Source organism: Pseudomonas sp. Irchel s3b2 (assembly GCF_900187445.1).
In the GTDB taxonomy this organism is placed as follows: Bacteria; Pseudomonadota; Gammaproteobacteria; order Pseudomonadales; family Pseudomonadaceae; genus Aquipseudomonas.
This window is the reverse complement of sequence record NZ_FYEB01000003.1, coordinates 61,141-80,997: the sequence shown is the minus strand read 5'-3', so window position 1 is coordinate 80,997 and position 19,857 is coordinate 61,141. Positions and strand designations below refer to the sequence as shown.

17 protein-coding genes are annotated in these 19,857 nt (G+C 59.5%); 2 read left to right on the top strand and 15 right to left on the bottom strand.

Annotated features, from left to right (window positions below; translation table 11 throughout):
• Positions 1-54 precede the first annotated feature (54 nt).
• A complete protein-coding gene (locus tag CKW20_RS09955; RefSeq protein WP_095052766.1) occupies positions 55-975 on the bottom strand; it encodes an alpha/beta hydrolase in 921 nt (306 codons plus the stop codon).
• A gap of 207 nt (positions 976-1,182) precedes the next feature.
• Entirely contained in the window at positions 1,183-2,130 is a 948-nt protein-coding gene (locus CKW20_RS09950; RefSeq protein ID WP_095052765.1) for a choline ABC transporter substrate-binding protein, read from the bottom strand.
• A 441-nt stretch (positions 2,131-2,571) separates the two neighbouring features.
• Here CKW20_RS09950 and CKW20_RS09945 point away from each other — a divergent pair, with 441 nt between their 5' ends.
• Entirely contained in the window at positions 2,572-2,841 is a 270-nt protein-coding gene (locus CKW20_RS09945) for a hypothetical protein (RefSeq protein WP_095052764.1), read from the top strand.
• A 164-nt stretch (positions 2,842-3,005) separates the two neighbouring features.
• Here CKW20_RS09945 and hutG read toward each other — a convergent pair whose 3' ends face one another.
• The 12 genes from hutG to hutC all read right to left on the bottom strand — a co-directional run bounded on the left by hutG (position 3,006) and on the right by hutC (position 17,645).
• Complete coding sequence (hutG, locus tag CKW20_RS09940) at positions 3,006-3,809, bottom strand: N-formylglutamate deformylase (RefSeq protein WP_095052763.1); 804 nt, start codon at positions 3,807-3,809, stop codon at positions 3,006-3,008.
• A 10-nt stretch (positions 3,810-3,819) separates the two neighbouring features.
• Positions 3,820-5,025 carry an imidazolonepropionase gene (gene hutI / locus CKW20_RS09935; RefSeq protein WP_095052762.1) on the bottom strand — a complete coding sequence of 402 codons (1,206 nt, stop codon included), beginning with the start codon at positions 5,023-5,025 and terminating at the stop codon, positions 3,820-3,822.
• Between the two features lie 17 nt (positions 5,026-5,042).
• On the bottom strand, positions 5,043-6,452 hold the full coding sequence (locus CKW20_RS09930; protein ID WP_095052761.1) for an amino acid permease: 1,410 nt from the start codon (positions 6,450-6,452) through the stop codon (positions 5,043-5,045).
• 78 nt (positions 6,453-6,530) lie between these two features.
• Positions 6,531-8,063, bottom strand: coding sequence for a histidine ammonia-lyase (gene hutH, locus CKW20_RS09925; RefSeq protein ID WP_095052760.1), 1,533 nt, complete (start codon positions 8,061-8,063; stop codon positions 6,531-6,533).
• A 113-nt stretch (positions 8,064-8,176) separates the two neighbouring features.
• Positions 8,177-9,700, bottom strand: coding sequence for a histidine ammonia-lyase (gene hutH / locus CKW20_RS09920; protein ID WP_095052759.1), 1,524 nt, complete (start codon positions 9,698-9,700; stop codon positions 8,177-8,179).
• A gap of 160 nt (positions 9,701-9,860) precedes the next feature.
• Complete coding sequence (locus CKW20_RS09915; protein ID WP_051414811.1) at positions 9,861-10,691, bottom strand: glycine betaine/L-proline ABC transporter ATP-binding protein; 831 nt, start codon at positions 10,689-10,691, stop codon at positions 9,861-9,863.
• Positions 10,688-11,539, bottom strand: a complete 852-nt coding sequence (locus tag CKW20_RS09910; RefSeq protein WP_030129253.1) for a proline/glycine betaine ABC transporter permease — start codon at positions 11,537-11,539, stop codon at positions 10,688-10,690. The genes CKW20_RS09915 and CKW20_RS09910 overlap by 4 nt, the downstream gene beginning before the upstream one ends.
• Before the next feature lie 70 nt (positions 11,540-11,609).
• The gene (locus CKW20_RS09905; protein WP_052966803.1) at positions 11,610-12,578 is read right to left on the bottom strand and encodes an ABC transporter substrate-binding protein; all 969 of its coding nucleotides are present in this window, start codon (positions 12,576-12,578) and stop codon (positions 11,610-11,612) included.
• 68 nt (positions 12,579-12,646) lie between these two features.
• Positions 12,647-14,119, bottom strand: a complete 1,473-nt coding sequence (locus CKW20_RS09900; protein ID WP_095052758.1) for a cytosine permease — start codon at positions 14,117-14,119, stop codon at positions 12,647-12,649.
• A gap of 125 nt (positions 14,120-14,244) precedes the next feature.
• Complete coding sequence (hutU, locus tag CKW20_RS09895) at positions 14,245-15,927, bottom strand: urocanate hydratase (RefSeq protein ID WP_095052757.1); 1,683 nt, start codon at positions 15,925-15,927, stop codon at positions 14,245-14,247.
• Positions 15,928-16,396: 469 nt separating this feature from the next.
• Positions 16,397-16,966, bottom strand: coding sequence for a HutD family protein (locus CKW20_RS09890; protein ID WP_095052756.1), 570 nt, complete (start codon positions 16,964-16,966; stop codon positions 16,397-16,399).
• A 10-nt stretch (positions 16,967-16,976) separates the two neighbouring features.
• Positions 16,977-17,645: a histidine utilization repressor gene (gene hutC / locus CKW20_RS09885; protein WP_244858324.1), complete on the bottom strand. Its 669-nt coding sequence runs from the start codon at positions 17,643-17,645 to the stop codon at positions 16,977-16,979.
• 200 nt (positions 17,646-17,845) lie between these two features.
• Here hutC and CKW20_RS09880 point away from each other — a divergent pair, with 200 nt between their 5' ends.
• On the top strand, positions 17,846-19,210 hold the full coding sequence (locus CKW20_RS09880; RefSeq protein WP_095052754.1) for a formimidoylglutamate deiminase: 1,365 nt from the start codon (positions 17,846-17,848) through the stop codon (positions 19,208-19,210).
• Positions 19,211-19,264: 54 nt separating this feature from the next.
• On the opposite strand, the gene CKW20_RS09875 is transcribed toward CKW20_RS09880, so the two are convergent.
• A complete protein-coding gene (locus CKW20_RS09875; protein ID WP_095052753.1) occupies positions 19,265-19,834 on the bottom strand; it encodes a lipocalin family protein in 570 nt (189 codons plus the stop codon).
• Positions 19,835-19,857 lie beyond the last annotated feature (23 nt).

Genomic DNA, 19,857 nt, shown 5'->3' with positions numbered 1-19,857 from the left:
GCATCATAAACCCGAATTACTTCAATGAGCATGCCCCTGCAGCGTCAGAGTTTGTCAGCCCGTTTTTTCAGCCAAATAGCCGAACAGGATTTCATAGAGTCGGTCGACCTCGGCGACCTGCCCCCGCGCCCGCAAACAGCCGTGAACCAGCCCCTCTCCGTAATAAAGGATTGCGTCCACGCCTGCTGCGGTGAGTCGCTCAGCGTAAAGCATGCCGTCATCGCGCAACGGGTCGAACTGCGCCACGGCGATCCACGCCGGTGGCAGACCGCTGACGTCGCCGGCGAGCAAGGGCATCGCATAAGCACCCGGTTGTCGGGCACCGCTTAAATACAATGCGTGATAACAATCCAGATCGCTGCTGCTGAGCAATGGTGCGTCGGCGCATTCACGGCGCGACGGCAATCGGCGATCGCCGCCCAGCCCCGGATAGATCAGAACTTGCGCGCACGGCATTGGCTCGTCTGCATCGCGCAAAGCGAGACACAACGCAGCGGCGAGGTTGCCGCCAGCGCTGTCGCCCGCCACCAGCGTCCGCGTAGGGTCGAGCTGAAACGGTCCTGTGCGCAGTGCGCGCCAGACACTCAGGCAGTCATCGAACGCCGCCGGGAACGGGTGCTCCGGTGCCAACCGATAATCGATGGCGATCACCAGCATCCCGAGCACCGACGCCAATTCGGCGCAGATGAAGGCGTGGGAATCCAGATCGCCCACCACCCAACCACCGCCATGCAGATACACAATGCACGGCCAACCGTTGGTCGGTGGCGTGACCGGCGGTTGCCAGGAACGTACCGCGACGCCCGCCAATTCGAAATCGACCACCTCAAGCCTCGCAGGACGCGGCGGGGTGAACGCCCGGCACATCTCGCTGTAGGCCTGACGCAAACCGGTGAGGCTGCTGTCGGCGCTGTTGAAGCTGAGGGTTTTCTCGACGAAAGCCGTCATCTGTTCAGAGAGTGGATAAGGAGCCATGAGTCTGTAGCCAGTCAGTAAACGGTTGGGGATTGGAACTCAGTCTGTGGCGAGGGAGCTTGCTCCCGCTGGGCTGCGTAGCAGCCCCCAAACCACTCGACCGAGGTTTATCAGATACACCCGACCAGGTGGGTTTACGACGGCTTCGCCGCCGAGCGGGAGCAAGCTCCCTCGCCACAGACAGCGTACTTTGCGAAGAAATGGTGATCAGTTTTTCAAACTGGCCTGAACGGTTGCCACACCCTCCTTCCCATCAAAACTGCTGACACCCGCCAGCCAGCGCTGAAGATCTTCCGGATGATCACGCAGCCATTGCCTGGCGACATCCTGTGGCGTCTTGCGCGCCATGATCGGCACCATCAACTGGCTTTCCTGGGCAGCGGTAAAGGTCAGGTTTTCCAGCAGGCGGTTCACGTTCGGGCAGCGCTCGGCATAGTCCGGTGCAGTCACGGTGGAAACGGTCGCCGCGCCTTCGTTCGGCCCGTAGACGTCTTCGCTGCCGGTCAGGTAGGCGATGTTCATGTTGATGTTCATCGGATGCGGGGTCCAGCCGACGAACACCACGAACTCCTTGCGATTGACCGCCCGCTGCACGGCGGCGAGCATGCCGGCCTCACCGGACTCGATCAGCTTGAAGTCCTTCAGGCCAAAGTGATTGGTCTCGATCATGGTTTTGATCGTGGTGTTAGCACCGCTGCCCGGCTCGATGCCGTAGATCTTGCCGCCGAGCCGGTCCTTGAATCTGGCGATGTCAGCGAAGGTTTTCAGGCCGGCGGCAGCCACGTAGTCAGGCACGGCGAGCGTCGCTTGGGCGTCGGCCAGGCTCGGTTTGTCCATGACCTTCACTTGATTGGCGGCCACGAACGGCGCGATGTTTTTGTCCATCGCCGGTTTCCAGTAACCGAGGAAGATATCGAGGCGTTTGTCGCGGATGCCGGCAAAGATGATTTGCTGCACCGCGCTGGTTTGCTTGCTTTCGTAGCCAAGGCCGTTGAGCAACACGTCAGCCATGCCACTGGTGGCGATCACATCGGTCCAGTTGACCACGCCCATGCGTACGGTCTTGCAGGATGGGTCGTCACCGGCCAGAACGCTGGTGCTCAGAAGAGCCGTGCCGCAGAGGATTGAGAGACAGCGGGTGAACAGTCTTTTCATCGGGAGAGTCTCGTGCGGCAGATTATTGTGAGGGCCGGTGTCTTCATGCACCGTGCCCAGAACATTACGCAGCGTCGAGAGGGTAAAAGTGAACTGTGGCGACCGAGATTTGCACAGTGGCGACAGCCCGAAAAGATCGCAGCCTGCGGCAGCTCCTACAGGAGCGTATTCCAACGCAGGATATGCGCGCACCGAAAACCCCATGTAGGAGCTGCCGCAGGCTGCGATCTTTTGATCTCATGCTTTTGTAACGCTGTTGCCCCCGGGCGAGCTGCTGGTATTTATAACCGGCAGCCCAAATAATTAAAATCGCACAAGAAAAAGCCATCAACTGAAAACAACTATAAAAACCATTTAGACCTATCAGATATGACAGTTGACCCCCATCAACAAAAAGAGATAAATAGAACTTCAAACCGATACTTCTATAAGGATATAGCGATGAACTTCAATACCAAATCATTCAAACACTGCCTCGGGTCGCTGGCATTGATCTACCTCTGTGCACTGCCCGCTCACGCCTTTGCTGGAGATCAGACATATAGCTGTAGCTTTACAATGAGCCAAGAAACAGATCCCACCAAGTCGCAAAAAATCAAAATGGATATTCAAGCTTCCTCAGAAGACGACGCAAAAAGCAAACTAAAAGCCAAATATGCAACTTCGCGCGCCCCGGTCACGGAAGTATATTCCTGTGCATTAAAGGGCTAATAAGTCGAGACTTTATTGCCCCCCCAGACAAGAGCAGCTTCCAGTATATTGTTACCCGCCATGTTCAAAGGACTACCTATTTTAGGCAGCCCTTTGAACATTGAATCAGCTACATCGTGGCGCAACCGTGCGCAGAACAAACAAGCGACTGCACAGCTCCCTTGTCACTTCAAATACTGTCGCTGCCCCCACGCCAACAACCCTTGCAGCAATTCCCTGAGCACTACTTGCGTCGGCGCCGCCAGGTCCGGGCGATAGCGGAATGGCTCGAACTCTTCCATGTACGTGCACTGACCCAACTCCAGTTGCACGGCATGGATGTTCTCGGCCGGGTTGCCGTAATGCCGGGTGATGTGCCCGCCCTTGAAGCGACCGTTCAGCACATGGCTGTAATCGCCATGCCGTGCGCAGATGGCTTCCAGTTGGCTGGCCAATTGTGGATCGCAACTGGCGCCATTGAAGGTGCCGAGGTTGAAGTCAGGCAATTTGCCGTCAAACAGGTGCGGGATGATCGAGCGGATCGAGTGCGCATCGAATAGCAGCGCGTAGCCGAATTCGGCTTTCAGCCGTGCCAGTTCCTCCTGCAAGGTCCGGTGATAAGGCGTCCAGATCTGCTCCAGATAAGTCGCTCGTTCTGCCGCCGATGGTTCCAGCCCTTCGCGGAACAATGGAATACCGTCGAACAGTGTCGCCGGATACAGACCGGTGGTGGCGCCGACATATAAAGGCTTGTCGTCGGACGGTCGGTTCAAATCGATGACAAACCGCGAGTACTCGGCTGCCAGAGTGCTGGCGCCCAGCTCGGCGGCGAATTCGTAAAGCCTTGGGATGTGCCAATCGGTGTCCGGCAGGCTTTTCGCGTCGGGGATCAACCCGGCTTCGACCGCCGGAGTCAGGCGCAGGCCAGCGTGGGGCATGCTGATCAGCAGCGGCACGCGGCCTTGTTGGAAGTTCAGAACCTTATCCACAACTGCTCTCCTAAACGCTTGTTTCGACGCCGTGACGCACGACGCGTTTTTCCAGGTCGCCGCCCAGCCAATACGACAGGTCGGCCGGACGATCGATTTGCCAGGCGACGAAGTCTGCGATTTTGCCGGCTTCCAGCGAACCGTGAGTCTCGCCCATGCCCAGCGCGGTGGCGGCGTGAATCGTTGCGCCAGCCAATGCTTCTTCCGGGGTCATGCGAAAGCAGGTGCAGGCCATGTTCAGCATCAAGCGCAACGACAGCGCCGGTGAAGTACCGGGATTGAGGTCGCTGGCGATGGCGATTTTTACGCCGTGTTTGCGCAGGGCTTCCATCGGCGGCAATTGGGTTTCCCGCAGGAAGTAAAACGCGCCGGGCAACAACACCGCGACGGTGCCGGACTTGGCCATGGCGATGGCGTCGTCTTCGGTCATGAATTCCAGATGATCGGCGGACAGTGCGTGATAACGCGCCGCCAGGCTCGAACCGTGCAGCGACGACAATTGCTCGGCATGCAGCTTCACTGGCAAACCGAGGTTCTGCGCGACGACAAAAACCCGTTCGACCTGCTCCGGCGAAAACGCCAGGTATTCGCAGAAAGCGTCCACCGCATCCACCAGCCCTTCAGCCGCCAGGGCCGGGAGCATTTCGCTGCAGATGTGATCGATGTAAGCATCGGCTCGGTCCGCGTATTCCGGCGGCAAGGCGTGGGCCGCCAGGCAGGTGCTGCGCACGCTGACTGGCAGCTCGGCGCCGAGACGGCGGATCACTCGCAGGATTTTGCGCTCGCTGGCCAGATCCAGACCGTAACCGGACTTCATCTCGACCGTGGTCACGCCGTCGCGCATCAGGCTCTTCAGGCGCTTGGCGGCGCTGGCGAACAACTCGTCTTCGGATGATGCGCGAGTGGCGCGCACGGTGCTGGCAATGCCACCGCCGGCGGCGGCGATTTCCGCATAGCTGACGCCTTGCAGGCGTTGCTCGAATTCACCGCTGCGGTTGCCGCCGAACACCGTGTGGGTGTGGCAGTCGATCAGGCCCGGAGTCACCCAGGCCCCTTTAAGATCATTGACTGCCGGGTACTCGCCTGACGGCAGTTCGCCGCGCGGACCAATCCACTCAATGTGCGCACCTGACGTCACGATGGCCGCGTCCTCGATGATCGAGTAGACGCCTTGCGCCATGGTTGCGACGTGGCAATGTTGCCAGAGCGTTTTCATCCTTGGTCTCCGTTAGGTTATCGATGAGAAAAAACAGGATCGCGCGCTACCAAGGCTGCCTGACCTGCCGCCGGTTTCACCCATATCAGGTAGGCCAGCACCAGCAGCACGATCCAGACTATGCCGACGATCAGCGCCGCCTGGGTATTCGGGAAATAGCCCAGCACGCCGAAAATGAACAGCATGAAGGCAATCGCCGCCATCGGCGCGTAAGGCCAGAACGGCACCGGGAATTTCAGTTGGGCGACCTGCTCGGCATTCATGGAGCGACGCATGGCCACCTGGGTGAACAGAATCATCAGCCAGACCCACACCGTGGCAAACGTCGCGACGGAGGCGATCAACAGAAAGACGTTTTCCGGAATCAGGTAGTTCAGCAGCACGCCCAGCAGCAGCGCGGCACTCATCACCACCACGGTCATCCATGGCACGCCATTGCCCGACAGGCGAGCGAAGCCTTTGGGTGCATGTCCTTGCTGGGCCAGTCCGTACATCATCCGGCCAGCGCCGAAGATGTCACTGTTGATGGCCGACACCGCCGCCGAGATCACCACGATATTGAGAATGGTCGCCGCCGAACTGATCCCGAGGTTGTCGAAAATCTGCACGAACGGACTGCCCTGACTGCCAATCTGCTGCCATGGAAAAATCGACATCAGTACGAACATCGTCAACACGTAGAACAGCAGAATACGCAACGGTACGGCATTGATCGCCCGCGGCAGCACGCGCTGTGGGTCTTTGGCTTCACCAGCCGTTACGCCGATGATTTCAATGCCGCCAAAGGCAAACATCACCACCGCAAACGATGCAATCAGGCCACCCACGCCATTGGGCATGAAGCCGCCATGGCTCCAGAGATTGCTGATGTCGGTCGCCTGGGCGCCGGGCGCGGTGCTGATACCGAACAGCATGATGCCGAAGCCACCCAGGATCATCGCAACGATGGCCGCGACCTTGAGCAGCGACAACCAGAACTCCATTTCACCGAAGACTTTGACGTTGCACAGGTTCAAGCCACCGACCACCGAAACGATGCCCAACACCCAGATCCAGCGGTCGACTTCCGGAAACCAGAAGCCCATGTAAATACCGAACGCGGTGACGTCTGCCATGCCGACGATGACCATTTCGAAGGCGTAGGTCCAACCGAGGATGAAGCCCGCCATCGGCCCCAGGTAGGTACTGGCGTACTGGCCGAAAGAGCCGGCCACCGGGTTGTGCACCGCCATCTCACCGAGGGCGCGCATGACCATGAACACCGCCGCGCCACCGATCAGGTAAGCGAGCAGTACCGCCGGCCCGGCCATTTGAATGGCCGAGGCAGAACCGTAGAACAGCCCGGTGCCGATAGCCGACCCCAGCGCCATGAAGCGAATATGTCGGGCAGAGAGCCCGCGTTTCAAACCTTTTGCTGGCTGTTGCATTTCTCGTCCTTAATTATTTTTATTGGCGACTGATCGTTCCCACGCTCCGCGTGGGAACGATCATCAGAGAAGGAGCCGTTACAGGCTAGGCAGCAACTTCGCCGTAACCAGTTCATTCAGGCAACGCGTCGCCAACAACTCACTGGCCGCATTGATGTCCGGCGCAAAGAAACGGTCTTTCTCATAAAACGGCACTTCAGCCCGCAAAATCGCCCGGACCTTTTCCAGTTTGGTCGAGGTTTTCAGACCTTCACGCAGGTCCAGGCCCTGAGCCGCCGCCAGCCATTCCACCGCCAGAACTCCACGCGTGTTTTCCGCCATTTCCCACAGACGCTTGCCCGCTGCCGGAGCCATGGACACATGGTCCTCTTGGTTGGCCGACGTCGGCAAACTGTCCACCGAGTGCGGATGAGACAGCGCCTTGTTCTCGCTGGCCAGTGCCGCCGCGGTCACTTGGGCGATCATGAAGCCGGAGTTCACACCACCATTGGCCACCAGGAATGGCGGCAGTTGCGACATGTGCTTGTCCATCATCAACGAGATACGACGCTCGCTCAGCGAACCGATTTCGGCGATGGCCAGGGCCATGTTGTCGGCGGCCATGGCCACCGGTTCGGCGTGGAAGTTACCGCCGGAGATCACATCGCCTTCAGCGGCGAATACCAGCGGGTTGTCCGAAACGGCGTTGGCTTCGATGGCGAGCACTTCGGCGGCCTGACGGAACTGGGTCAGGCAGGCGCCCATAACTTGCGGCTGGCAGCGCAGGGAGTACGGATCCTGGACCTTTTCGCAATTCTGGTGCGAGTCGGACACTTCGCTGCGCTCGCCCAGCAGGTCGCGGTAAGCGGCAGCGGCATCGATCTGGCCTTTCTGGCCACGAGCGGCATGAATGCGTGCGTCGAACGGCGAGCGCGAGCCCAATACCGCTTCGACGGTCAGGGCGCCCAGCGCTACGGCACCGGCGAACAGATCTTCGCCTTCGAACAAGCCACGCAGAGCGTAAGCGGTGGAAACCTGAGTACCGTTGAGCAGCGCCAGACCTTCTTTCGCGGCCAGGGTCAGCGGAGTCAGACCGGCAACTTTCAGCGCTTCGGTCGCTGGCAGCCATTCGCCCTTGTAGCGCGCCTTGCCTTCGCCCAGCAGCACCAGCGACATGTGCGCCAATGGCGCCAAATCGCCTGACGCGCCGACCGAACCTTTCAATGGAATGTGCGGGTAAACCTCGGCATTGATCAGCGCGATCAGTGCGTCGATCACCTGGCGACGAATGCCAGAGAAACCACGGCTCAGGCTGTTGACCTTGAGCACCATGACCAGCCGCACCAAGGCATCGCTGATCGGCTCGCCGACACCGGCGGCATGGGACAGCACCAGCGAGCGCTGGAGGTTTTCCAAGTCTTCGCTGGCGATGCGGGTCGAAGCCAGCAGGCCGAAACCGGTATTGATGCCGTAAGCGGTGCGGTTCTCGGCGAGGATCTGTTCCACGCAGGCGACACTGGCTTCGATCTGGCTCGAAGCACTGTTGTCGAGGGTGATTTTGACCGGTTGCTGATAAACATCACGCAGTTGGGCAAGGCTCAGTTGGCCGGGAATCAGGTTAAGCGCAGTCATTTTGTGCTCCTTTTGAGAGTTTGTTATTAACTCACCAGACGCTCCGGAGATGTCCGTTGTCCGTCGCGTCTGCCTTTTGGGGAGCCGCGCCTTGGCACGCTGGTGTTGTGGAATCAATTGAGGTTTGGTAACGCCTTGTGCAGCAAATTTGAATCTTTCAAAACACTGGCAGCGGCGGCGATGTCCGGTGCCAGCCAGCGATCCTGGTCGTAGGCCGGGACTCGCTCGCGCAGCAGACGCCACGCGGTATCGGTGCCAGCGCCAAAGCGTTGCTCTTTGAGGAATTCAAACGCCTGGGATGCCAGCAAATATTCAATCGCGAGAATCTGCGTACAGTTTTCCAACGCTCGATGCAGCTTCAGCGCCGCATTGGTGCCCATGCTCAAGTGGTCTTCCTGCAAGCCCGAAGTGACGTAATTATCGAGCACCGCCGGTTGCGCCAACTGGCGGTTTTCCGCACACAGGGAAGCGGCAACGTATTGCACGATCATCATCCCGGAATTCACCCCGGGATTGGCCACCAGAAACGCCGGCAAACCGCTGACGTGCGGGTTGATCAAACGGTCCAGGCGACGCTCGGCGATGGAGCCGATTTCGGCCATGGCAATCGCCAGCAAATCCGCCGCCAATGCCACTGACTGACCGTGCGGGTTGGCCTGGGACACCACCCGGAAGTTGTCCGGCGTGCCCAGCAGCATCGGGTTGTCGGTGACAGAGTTGAGTTCGGTTTCGATCTGCTTTTTCGCGTGCTCAAGTTGATCGCGAGCGGCGCCGTGGACTTGCGGGATCGAACGGATGCTCAACGCATCCTGAGTGCGAATACCTTTGCTGCTGGCAATCACTTCACTGCCCTCGAGCAATGCCCGCAGATTGATACCAACCTGCTGCATGCCCGGGTGAGGCTTGAACGCGATGATCTCGGCGTCGAACGCGGCAATCTGGCCGCGCTGGGCTTCGAAGCTCATGGCACCAATCACGTCGGCCCACTGCACCAGACGCGTGGCATCGGCGAGTGCCAAACAGCTGAGGCCGGTCATGCACGGCGTGCCATTGACCAGGCACAAGCCATCTTTTGCGCCCAACTGAACCGGTTGCAGACCTTCTTCGGCCAAGGCTTGCTGCGCGGAAACGATCTGCCCGCGATAGCTGACATTGCCGACACCCAGCAGCGTGATTCCGATATGGGCCATGTGAGTCAGGTAGCCCACCGAACCCTGGGACGGCACTTGCGGGGTGATGCCGCGATTGAGTAGCGCCAGCAGGGCTTCGACCACCCGGCGATGAATGCCGGATTTGCCATGGCTATAGTTGCGAATAGCGGCGCAGATGATTGCGCGGGTCTGTTCATCGGCCAATGGCGCGCCGACGCCACAGGCGTGACTGAGCAAGGTGTTGCGCGACAGTTGGCTGAGTTGCTCGCCTTTGAGCGAGACGTTGCACAAGGCGCCCAAGCCGGTGTTGACGCCGTAGGCACGCTCGCCGCTGGCGACGATGCGCTGGACGATCGCCTGGGCATTCTCGATCCGCGCCCAGATCTGGGGCGACAGCTCGAGCTGTGCGCCGTGACGAGCGACTGCGACCACATCCTGCCAACGCAACGGGGCGTCGGCGATAACGATTTTTTCAGCCTGGGACATCTTTGACCTCTTACCTGAATATTGATGCAGCTTTGCCGGCCTCTTCGCGGGCAAGCCTCGCTCCTACAGGATTCAGGTTTGCCGTCCAATGTAGGAACGACACAAAACCTGTAGGAGCGAGGCTTGCCCGCGAAGGCGTCCGAACAGCCGCCGCAAACCTTTAAACCACCGCAGCCCGACGCTGTACGAACCGGTCCACATACTCATCCGCCGGTGAATGCAGGATCTCGCGTGGCGTGCCGACCTGAATCAGGCGGCCATCCTTGAGAATCGCAATGCGGTTGCCGATGCGCACGGCCTCGTCGAGGTCGTGGGTGATGAAGACGATGGTCTTGTGCAGGGTCTTTTGCAGTTCCAGCAACTGGTCCTGCATTTCGGCGCGGATCAGCGGGTCGAGGGCGCTGAAGGCTTCGTCCATCAGAATGATGTCGGTGTCCGCCGCCAGTGCGCGAGCCAGGCCCACACGCTGGCGCATACCGCCGGAAAGCTGATGCGGGTATTTGTTTTCGTAGCCCTTGAGGCCCACGGTGTTGATCCAGTGCAGCGCGCGCTCGGCGCACATTTGCTTGCTCTCGCCACGCACTTTCAGGCCATAGGCGACGTTATCCAGCACGGTCTTGTGCGGCAGCAGGCCGAAGCTCTGGAACACCATGCTGATCTTGTGCCGGCGAAATTCGCGCAGGGCTTCCATGTCGTATTGCAGGATGTCCACGCCGTCCACCAGGATCGCGCCGCTGGTGGGGTCGATCAGGCGATTGAAGTGGCGCACCAGGGTCGACTTGCCGGAACCCGACAGGCCCATGATCACGAAGATCTCGCCGGTGCCGATGCTCAACGACAGGTCGTTCACGCCGACCACGCAGCCGGTTTCGGCCAATACCTGGTCTTTGGTCTTGCCCTGGCCAATCATGCCCAGCGCATCTTTGGAACGGCTGCCGAAAATCTTGAAGACGTTTTTGACTTCGATCTTGCTAATGGCTTCGTTGCTCATTTGCTCACCTCATGCCGTGGCCGACCATACGCCTGAGTAATGCGGTCGATAACCACTGCCAGAATCACGATCGCCAGACCGGCCTCAAGCCCACGTCCGACGTTGAGGGTCTGAATCCCCACCAACACATCTTCACCCAAGCCACGGGCACCGATCATCGAGGCGATGACCACCATCGACAGGGCCATCATGGTGGTCTGGTTGATCCCGGCCATGATGCTCGGCAGGGCCAGCGGCAGTTGCACGCCAAACAGTTGTTGCCAGCGATTGGCGCCGAAGGCGTTGATCGCTTCCATCACTTCACCGTCGACCTGACGGATGCCCAGATCGGTCAGGCGGATCAGCGGCGGCGCGGCGTAGATCACCGTGGCGAAAATCGCCGGGACCTTGCCCAGGCCGAACAGCATCAGCACCGGGATCAGGTACACGAAACTCGGCATGGTCTGCATGATGTCCAGCAACGGCATCAGCACCGAACGCAGGCGATTGCTGCGCGCCGAAAGAATGCCCAGCGGAATGCCGATCAGTACCGAGATGACCGTCGCCACCATCATCAGCGCCAGGGTCTGCATCAGCTTGTCCCAGAGGCCGACCGCCCCTACCAGGAACAGCAGACCGACGATGACCGACGTGGTCACGACTTTTCGCGTCGCGTGCCAGGCAACGCCCGCCACGATCGCCAGCATCAGCCACCAGGGCGCCGCACGCAACAGCCCTTCGAGATTGACGATGGCCCACAACAGCGTGTCGGAGATGCTGCGGAACACATCGCCGTAGTTGGTGACCAGCGAATCGACCCAACTGTTGACCCAGTCGGCGATGGAAAAGGTAAAGCTTTCGGGAAACATAAGAGACTCTCAATCAAGGGGTTGCGATCAAGCATCCGACTGCCGTTGCCGACAGTCGGAGAAGCTCGACCTACAAGGCCGCGTCGATCTTCTTGGCTGCGTCTTCGCTCACCCACGCGTGCCAGACTTCAGGATGTTCCTTCAAGAAGATCTTCGCCAGTTTTGGCGACTCGATCCGCTCTTTGGCCATGCGCCCGAGGTTCTGATTCAGCAGGTCGATCGGCAGGTTGACCTTTTCCAGCACGGCCACCAGTTCCGGGGCTTGCTCGTGGAAGGTCTTGGACAGGCCGACCTTGATGGTCACTTCCTTGTTCACGCCTGGTTTCTCTTCGAGTTTAACCAGGTCAACCTGGCCCATCAGCGGGGTTGGCGACCAGTAGTAGAACAAGATCGGCTCGCCACGCTTGTAGCTCGACAACACCGCGGCATCCAGTGCCGGACCGGTGCCCGGACGGAAGTTGGTGTAGGTGCTTTCCAGACCGTAGCTTTTGAGCATTTCGCTGTTGTCCAGCTCACAGGTCCAGCCGGCCGGGCAGTTATAGAAACGGCCTTTGGATGGCTCTTCCTGATCCTTGAACACGGCAGCGTATTTACCCAGATCGGCAATCGCTTTCAGGTCCGGAGCTTTAGGCTCCAGCTTGCGCTTGGCGTCGCCTTCGATCACGTAACGCGGCACGTACCAACCTTCGACAGCACCCACGACAGGCGCGCCGACACCGACAACTTTGCCGGCCTTCTCGGCCTTGTTCCAGACTTCGCTGCGACCGACCCATTCTTCGGCAAACACTTGAATGTCGTTGCTGCTCAGGGCGTTCTCCATGGTGATGGAGTTGCCTGGCAGGCTGTCGGTCTTGCAGTCGTAACCTTTCTCCAACACGACTTGCATCACGTCGGTCAGCAGCATGGCGCTTTCCCAATTCAGGCCGGCGAATTTCACCGGTTTGCCCGATTCACACCAGCCAGCCGCCTGAGTGGCGCCAGCACTGGCCAGCAGGCCCATGGAAAGCAATGTGGTCAGCAGGGTCTTGTTCGATTTCATTGTTTGACGCTCCTAATCATGAGTTGGCTTACGGCAGTCAAGAGGCATCCAGCCCTGTCCACGTCCAATCAGGCCTGCGCAGCAGCGCGACCGGCCCCGCTTGTTTCAGGTTGTACATCGCTGTCCTGCTCGACCGGCAGGATCAGGTGATCAGGTACTGCGCTGTGCCATTTTTTCGCGCACACGTAATACAGGCCTGCGGGAAGCACCAGACCGATGATCCAGGAAATATCCACACCACCCAGAGCGTCCACCAGCGGACCGGTATAGAACTTGGTAGAGATGAACGGCAGTTGCACCAGCACACCGAAGACATAAACGCTGATACCGAGGGGGTTCCAACGGCCGTAGCGACCGTTCGGATCGGCCAGCGCCGGCACGTCATAGCGCTCGCGAGTGATGCAGTAGTAGTCCACCAGGTTGATCGCGCTCCATGGCGTGAAAAAAGCCAGCAAAAACAGGATGAAGGACTTGAACGCACCGAGGAACGAGTGCTGACCGAGCAACGCGATCAGGGTCGCAGTGCCGACGATGACCAGCACGAAAACCAGACGCTGCAAGCGCGTTACCCGTAGGTCACCACGGAAACCGCTGATGACCGTCGCAATGCACATGAAGCTGCCGTAGGAGTTCAGCGTGGAGATGGTGACCTTGCCGAATGCGATGCTGAAGTACAGCAGCGCAGCGGTGGCACCGCTGCCGCTCAAACCAACGATGTAGGCCACTTCATGGCCGGCAAATTGCCCGTTGGCCATGGCGGCGGCAAACACGCCGAGGATCATCGCCACCTGTGCACCGATAACCGAACCGGCGCCGGCGGCGAAAAAGGTTTTTACCGAAGACGTGCTGCTCGGCAGGTAGCGTGAGTAGTCCGCCACGTAGGGGCCGAAGGCGATCTGCCAGGACGCTGCGAGTGATACCGCGAGCAGGAAGCTGCTCCAGCTGAAGTGGCGGATTTGCAGGAGTGCGCCAACGTCAGTCTGGCTCATCAGGCGACTGAACAGGTAAACGAAGGCAATCACGCCAATGACGCTGGCGACACGGCCGATGAAATGAATCACCCGATAGCCGAGCACCGTGACCAGTACGATGACGCTGGCGAAGATGAGGATACCGACGCTGTCGCTGACGCCAAACAACTGGCCCAGCGCCTGGCCGGAAAGCACGGTGCCCGTTGCGGTGAAACCGAGGTACATCAGGCACACCAGCACGATCGGGATGGCCGCGCCATACACGCCGAACTGTACCCGGCTGGAGATCATCTGCGGCAGGCCAAGCTTGGGCCCTTGCGCCGCATGCAGCGCCATTACGCCACCGCCGAGCAGTTGACCGATCAACAGACCGATCAACGACCAGAACACGTCACCGCCCAACACCACGGCCAGGGCCCCGGTGACAATCGCGGTGATTTGCAGGTTGGCACCCATCCACAGGGTGAACTGGCTCAACAGACGACCGTGTCTTTCCGCTTCCGGGATGTAGTCGATCGAACGTTTTTCGATCAACGGTTTACTGCCTGCACGATCGTCATTAACAGCCATTGTTCAACCTCTGTGGATTGTTTGTCGGTGTTGGTGATCCCTGTAGGAGCGAGGCTTGCCCGCGAACCGCGGTGTGTCAGAAAAGACGCCTTCGCGGGCAAGCCTCGCTCCTACAGGGGCAAGCATTACTTGCCGGTAATCATCGGCAGGTTCAGACCCTGTTCCTTGGCGCAGTCGATCGCGATCTGATAACCCGCATCGGCGTGACGCATGACACCGGTAGCCGGGTCGTTGTGCAGCACGCGAGCGATACGCTCGGCCGCTTCGTCAGTACCGTCGCAGACAATCACCATGCCCGAGTGCTGGGAGAAGCCCATGCCGACGCCGCCGCCGTGATGCAAGGAAACCCAGGTCGCGCCGCTCGCGGTGTTGAGCAGAGCGTTGAGCAGCGGCCAGTCGGACACGGCATCGGAACCGTCTTGCATCGATTCGGTTTCGCGGTTCGGGCTGGCTACCGAACCGGAGTCCAGGTGGTCGCGACCGATCACGATTGGCGCGGACAACTCACCGCTGCGAACCATCTCGTTGAAGGCCAGACCGAGCTTGGCGCGCAGGCCCAGGCCAACCCAGCAGATACGTGCCGGCAGACCCTGGAAGCTGATGCGCTCACGGGCCATGTCCAGCCAGTTGTGCAGATGGGCGTCGTCCGGGATCAGTTCTTTAACCTTGGCGTCGGTCTTGTAGATGTCTTCAGCATTGCCCGACAGTGCAGCCCAACGGAACGGGCCGATGCCGCGGCAGAACAGCGGACGGATGTAAGCCGGTACGAAGCCAGGGAAGTCGAATGCGTTCTCGACGCCTTCTTCTTGGGCCATCTGACGGATGTTGTTGCCGTAGTCGAAGGTCGGAATACCCATTTTCTGGAAGTCGAGCATCGCTTTAACGTGCACGGCCATGGACTGCTTGGCGGCTTTGACCACGGCAGCAGGCTCGGTCTTGGCGCGAGCGCGGTACTCTTCCCAGGTCCAGCCGGCCGGCAGGTAGCCGTTGAGCGGGTCGTGGGCGCTGGTCTGGTCGGTGACCATGTCCGGGCGCACGCCGCGCTTGACCAGTTCAGGCAGAATTTCAGCCGCGTTACCCAGCAGGGCGATGGAAATCGCTTTGCCTTCTTTGGTGTATTTGGCAATGCGGGCCAGAGCGTCGTCGAGGTCGGTGGCTTGCTCATCGACATAGCGGCTGTTCAGGCGGAAATCGATGCTGACCTGCTGGCATTCGATATTCAGCGAGCAAGCGCCGGCCAGGGTTGCGGCCAATGGTTGAGCGCCGCCCATGCCGCCGAGGCCTGCGGTCAGGACCCAACGACCTTTCAGGTCATCGTTATAGTGTTGGCGACCGGCTTCGACGAAGGTTTCGTAGGTGCCCTGGACGATGCCCTGGCTGCCGATGTAGATCCAGCTGCCGGCGGTCATCTGGCCGTACATGGCCAGGCCTTTGGCGTCGAGTTCGTTGAAGTGTTCCCAACTCGCCCAGTGTGGCACCAGATTGGAGTTGGCGATCAGTACGCGCGGGGCGTTGTTGTGGGTCTTGAACACGCCGACCGGCTTGCCGGATTGCACCAGCAGGGTCTCGTCGTCGTTCAGGTTGGTCAGGCTTTCGACGATCTTGTCGTAGCATTCCCAGTTACGTGCCGCACGACCGATACCACCGTAAACCACCAGTTCTTTAGGGTTCTCGGCGACTTCCGGGTCGAGGTTGTTCATCAGCATGCGCAGCGGTGCTTCAGTCAGCCAGCTTTTGGCGGTCAGCTTATTACCGCGGGCAGCGCGGATTTCGACGTCACGGTATTTAGTGGGCTTATTGTCAGTCACGAAAAAGACTCCTCATCAATCAATCCAAACCAACCCTGGCGGTGGGTAAGCCAGCCTGTGCGCATCGTTGCGCCACAAGCGAATCAGTGGACGTTGCGAGGAGCCTCGAATCGACTCATACGCATACGTCTTTACTTGTACATACAAGCATATGCAATCAAGCGGCCAACTTGTTGGATGAGCATTCAAGAAAAGTTTTGAAAGGGCTGGAAAGCCTGTAGATCAAGGGTTCTAACGAAGATGAAATTTTTCGGGGGAATTTTGTGCGAGGACGATGGATGTTACTTGAGCGTGGTTTTGCGCCACGCTGGGGCGTTCGGTAACAAGTTGGTGCGCAATGGGAAACGGGTTTGAACGGTAGAAAGCTTCGCGGGCAAGCCTCGCTCCTACAGGTTTTTTGTCGTTCTCACGTTGGGATGGCAAACGTGAACCCTGTAGGAGCGAGGCTTGCCCGCGAAAAGATTTTGAATCAGCGTGCGATCAGCTCGATCACACAGCACTGACCCTTGATGGAGATATCCAGCAGACCAACGTTACCGCCCAGTTGCAGACAATCATGGCGTCCTAGCTGAGCGACGTTGTTACCCACCGTCACTTCAAGCTGTTCAGCGACGCTGAACACCAACACGGTGCCGGCCGAACTGAAAAACCGCTGTTCGCCCTCCAGCCACTGCAACCGCGCGCGGTAACGGTTCGGCGCATAAATCAGATTGAAATCGCGAATCGGGCCGCCGAGCAGTGTGCAGGACACATGACTCTCGCCACTGAAAGCAAACGGGTCCAGCGGTAACAACGGCCGCGTGTCTTGACCGTCGACGCGCAAGGTCATGCCCTCGCCTTGCAGCACGGTGATCACCCGCTCATAGCCGGCAAAGGTGGAAAACCCGCCCGACTCACCGATGTCGGCAATCGACAGGCGCCAGCCAAAACCATCAAGGCCCACACCGGTATCGCGGGTAATTTCTTCGGTACTGCCACCGCCGTTTTTCCACGGCATGCGCGGGTAATCTGCCGCGCGTAAAACTTTCAACTGGCTCATTCAGGGCTCTTTATTTATGGAACCGTCCTTCCAGACGATGACGGGAACCGGGGTGGATCAAACGGGCGGCGGTCACGGGCTGACGGCCAGACCAGGTGCGGCGACGAATCAGCAGGCAAGGTTCGCCCTTCTCAATCTGCAGCAACTTGCATTCGGACGGCTCGGCGAGAATCGCTTCGACCACATGCTCGCCTTCAGTCAATGGCGCAACCTGATTCAGATAGGCGTAAGGCGTTTGCAGGGTGAAGTCTTGCTTGAGGTAGTCCGGGGCTACCAGCGCGTTGACGAAACGGTCTTCGATTTGCACCGGAATATCGTTTTCGAAATGCACGATCAGCGAGTGGAACACCTTCTGGCCTTCGCGCATGTCCAGGGCCAGGGCCCGCTCGGAACCGGCGGCCTCTTCTTCGAGAGTGATCACCTTGCAGGTGTGACGATGGCCACGGGAGGCGATCTCATCGGCAATGTTGTGCACTTCAAACAAGGCAGACTGGCTTTTCGGCTCGGCGACGAACGTACCGACGCCCTGCATGCGCACCAGCAAGCCGTCGGCGGTCATCTCGCGCAGGGCGCGGTTGATGGTCATGCGGCTGAAACCCAGCTGGCTGACCAACTCGCTTTCCGACGGAACGCGGTAGTGCGGCGGCCAGTTTCCACTGTCGATTTGCTGGGTGATCATCTGTTTGACGCGGGCGTACAAGGGCGCCGGACTGTCGCCCAGATTGGCGCTCAGATTGGCATTCGGCGGCAATGTGGCAGAGGGAGTCGGCACGATTAATCCTTGTTCATCTATGAGAGGTTGCTAGCTTGCCGGAGTTTACCGAGCAGGCAAACGTCTGTATATGTATATACAAATAACACACGATGGGGTGCTGAACCATGTCCGCCTTCTTTGCCGAACGCGCGCTGCTGCCTAGTGGATGGGCCAATAATGTACGTCTTGAGGTCAGCGCCGATGGCGTGCTGACCCATATCCAGGCCGATTCTCACGCAGATGACGCCGAACGGCTGAGCGGTCCGCTGCTGCCGGGAATGCCGAATTTGCACTCCCACGCCTTCCAGCGGGCCATGGCCGGGCTGGCGGAAGTGGCGGGTAATCCAAACGACAGTTTCTGGACCTGGCGCGATTTGATGTACCGGCTCGTCGGAAAAATCAGCCCGGATCAACTCGGCATCATCGCCCGTCAGCTGTACATCGAAATGCTCAAGGCCGGTTACACTTCGGTCGCGGAATTTCATTACGTACACCACGACACGAGCGGCCAACCGTACGCAGACCCGGCCGAACTGGCGCTGCGCATCAGCCAGGCCGCCAGCTCCGCCGGTATCGGCTTGACCCTCTTGCCGGTGCTCTACAGCCACTCCGGTTTCGGCGGCCAGACCCCGAACGAAGGTCAGCGCCGCTTTATCAACAGCACCGAAAACTACCTGAAACTTCAGTCGCGCTTGCAGCCGATCCTGGCGCAGCAACCGGCGCAGGCCCTGGGTTTGTGTTTCCACTCGTTGCGCGCGGTCACACCGCAGCAGATCAGTGAAGTGCTGGCGGCCAGCGACAAGCAGTGCCCGGTACACATTCACATTGCCGAACAGCAGAAGGAAGTCGATGACTGCCTGAGCTGGAGCGGTCGCCGTCCGCTGCAGTGGCTGTACGAAAACACTGAGGTCGATCAGCGCTGGTGCCTGGTCCACGCGACTCACGCCAACCCGGAAGAAGTCACGCTCATGGCCAACAGCCGAGCCATCGCCGGCCTGTGCCTGACCACCGAAGCCAACCTCGGCGACGGGATTTTTCCGGCGGTGGACTTCCTGGCGCAGGGCGGGCGCATGGGCATCGGTTCCGATAGCCATGTGTCGTTAAGCGTGGTGGAGGAACTGCGCTGGCTGGAATACGGCCAGCGTCTGCGCGATCAGCGGCGTAATCGTTTGTATGGCGCGGATCAACCGATGGTTGGCCGCACACTGTACGACGCCGCGCTGGATGGCGGTGCCCAGGCATTGGGGCAGCCGATTGGCGCCCTGGAAGTCGGCAAGCGCGCGGATTGGTTGGTGCTGGATGGCAACGATCCGTATCTGGCGACGGCCAGTGGCGACGGGATTCTGAATCGTTGGTTGTTCGCCGGTGGTGATCGCCAGGTGCGGGATGTGCTGGTCAATGGCCAGTGGGTTGTGCGCGATGGGCGGCATGCGGGCGAAGAAGAAAGTAACCGCGCCTTCACCCAAGTCCTGCGCGATCTGCTGGGCTAACTCCCCCACTGATCATTCCCACGCTCTGCGTGGGAACGATCAGTAGCGGAGTAATCAGTTCGAAGTCTTGGCCATCTGCGTATCGGTCGTGCGCCAGATCAGTCGCGTCGTGTCATACCCCTGCTGACGCGCCTTGCTCAGCAGTTCTTCGCGCACTACACCATTGACCGTCGGGGTCCGTGACAGCAGCCAGAGGTGACGCCGGCCCGGGTCGCCGACAATCGCGGTCTTGTAATCATCGCTGACGTACAACACCCAGTACTCTCCCTTCGCCACACCGGGTATCAGTCTCGAGAACCAGGTATCGAACTCGACCCAGAGCTTGTCAGCCTTGCCGGGCACCTGTGGATAAGCCGTGCCTTTGGCCTCTTCCCATTGCCAGTCCGACGTCAGGCAGCGGTTCAGCACCGCCATGTCACCTTCAGGCTTGAGGCTGTAATGGGCTTCGGATTGCGCGCAGTTGCGCTGAAAGTACACCGGCAGACGCGCCAGTTCGTACCAGGTGCCCTGGTAGCGCTTGAGGTTGACCGTATTGACGGTCTTGGGTGCCAACGGATCTACGCCAGAAGTGGCGCAGCCGGCCAATACCAGGCCGGCAAAAAGAACGATCAGTAACCGCTTCATTATTTTTTTCTCCCGTGGGCGAA

Bases quoted from the DNA above. Each gene is read 5' to 3' on its own strand.
- CKW20_RS09955 (WP_095052766.1), bottom strand. From the start codon at position 975: ATGGCTCCTTATCCACTCTCTGAACAGATGACGGCTTTCGTCGAGAAA.
- CKW20_RS09950 (WP_095052765.1), bottom strand. From the start codon at position 2,130: ATGAAAAGACTGTTCACCCGCTGTCTCTCAATCCTCTGCGGCACGGCT.
- CKW20_RS09945 (WP_095052764.1), top strand. From the start codon at position 2,572: ATGAACTTCAATACCAAATCATTCAAACACTGCCTCGGGTCGCTGGCA.
- hutI (WP_095052762.1), bottom strand. From the start codon at position 5,025: ATGAAAACGCTCTGGCAACATTGCCACGTCGCAACCATGGCGCAAGGC.
- CKW20_RS09930 (WP_095052761.1), bottom strand. From the start codon at position 6,452: ATGCAACAGCCAGCAAAAGGTTTGAAACGCGGGCTCTCTGCCCGACAT.
- hutH (WP_095052760.1), bottom strand. From the start codon at position 8,063: ATGACTGCGCTTAACCTGATTCCCGGCCAACTGAGCCTTGCCCAACTG.
- hutH (WP_095052759.1), bottom strand. From the start codon at position 9,700: ATGTCCCAGGCTGAAAAAATCGTTATCGCCGACGCCCCGTTGCGTTGG.
- CKW20_RS09915 (WP_051414811.1), bottom strand. From the start codon at position 10,691: ATGAGCAACGAAGCCATTAGCAAGATCGAAGTCAAAAACGTCTTCAAG.
- CKW20_RS09910 (WP_030129253.1), bottom strand. From the start codon at position 11,539: ATGTTTCCCGAAAGCTTTACCTTTTCCATCGCCGACTGGGTCAACAGT.
- CKW20_RS09905 (WP_052966803.1), bottom strand. From the start codon at position 12,578: ATGAAATCGAACAAGACCCTGCTGACCACATTGCTTTCCATGGGCCTG.
- CKW20_RS09900 (WP_095052758.1), bottom strand. From the start codon at position 14,119: ATGGCTGTTAATGACGATCGTGCAGGCAGTAAACCGTTGATCGAAAAA.
- CKW20_RS09890 (WP_095052756.1), bottom strand. From the start codon at position 16,966: ATGAGCCAGTTGAAAGTTTTACGCGCGGCAGATTACCCGCGCATGCCG.
- hutC (WP_244858324.1), bottom strand. From the start codon at position 17,645: ATGATCACCCAGCAAATCGACAGTGGAAACTGGCCGCCGCACTACCGC.
- CKW20_RS09880 (WP_095052754.1), top strand. From the start codon at position 17,846: ATGTCCGCCTTCTTTGCCGAACGCGCGCTGCTGCCTAGTGGATGGGCC.
- CKW20_RS09875 (WP_095052753.1), bottom strand. From the start codon at position 19,834: ATGAAGCGGTTACTGATCGTTCTTTTTGCCGGCCTGGTATTGGCCGGC.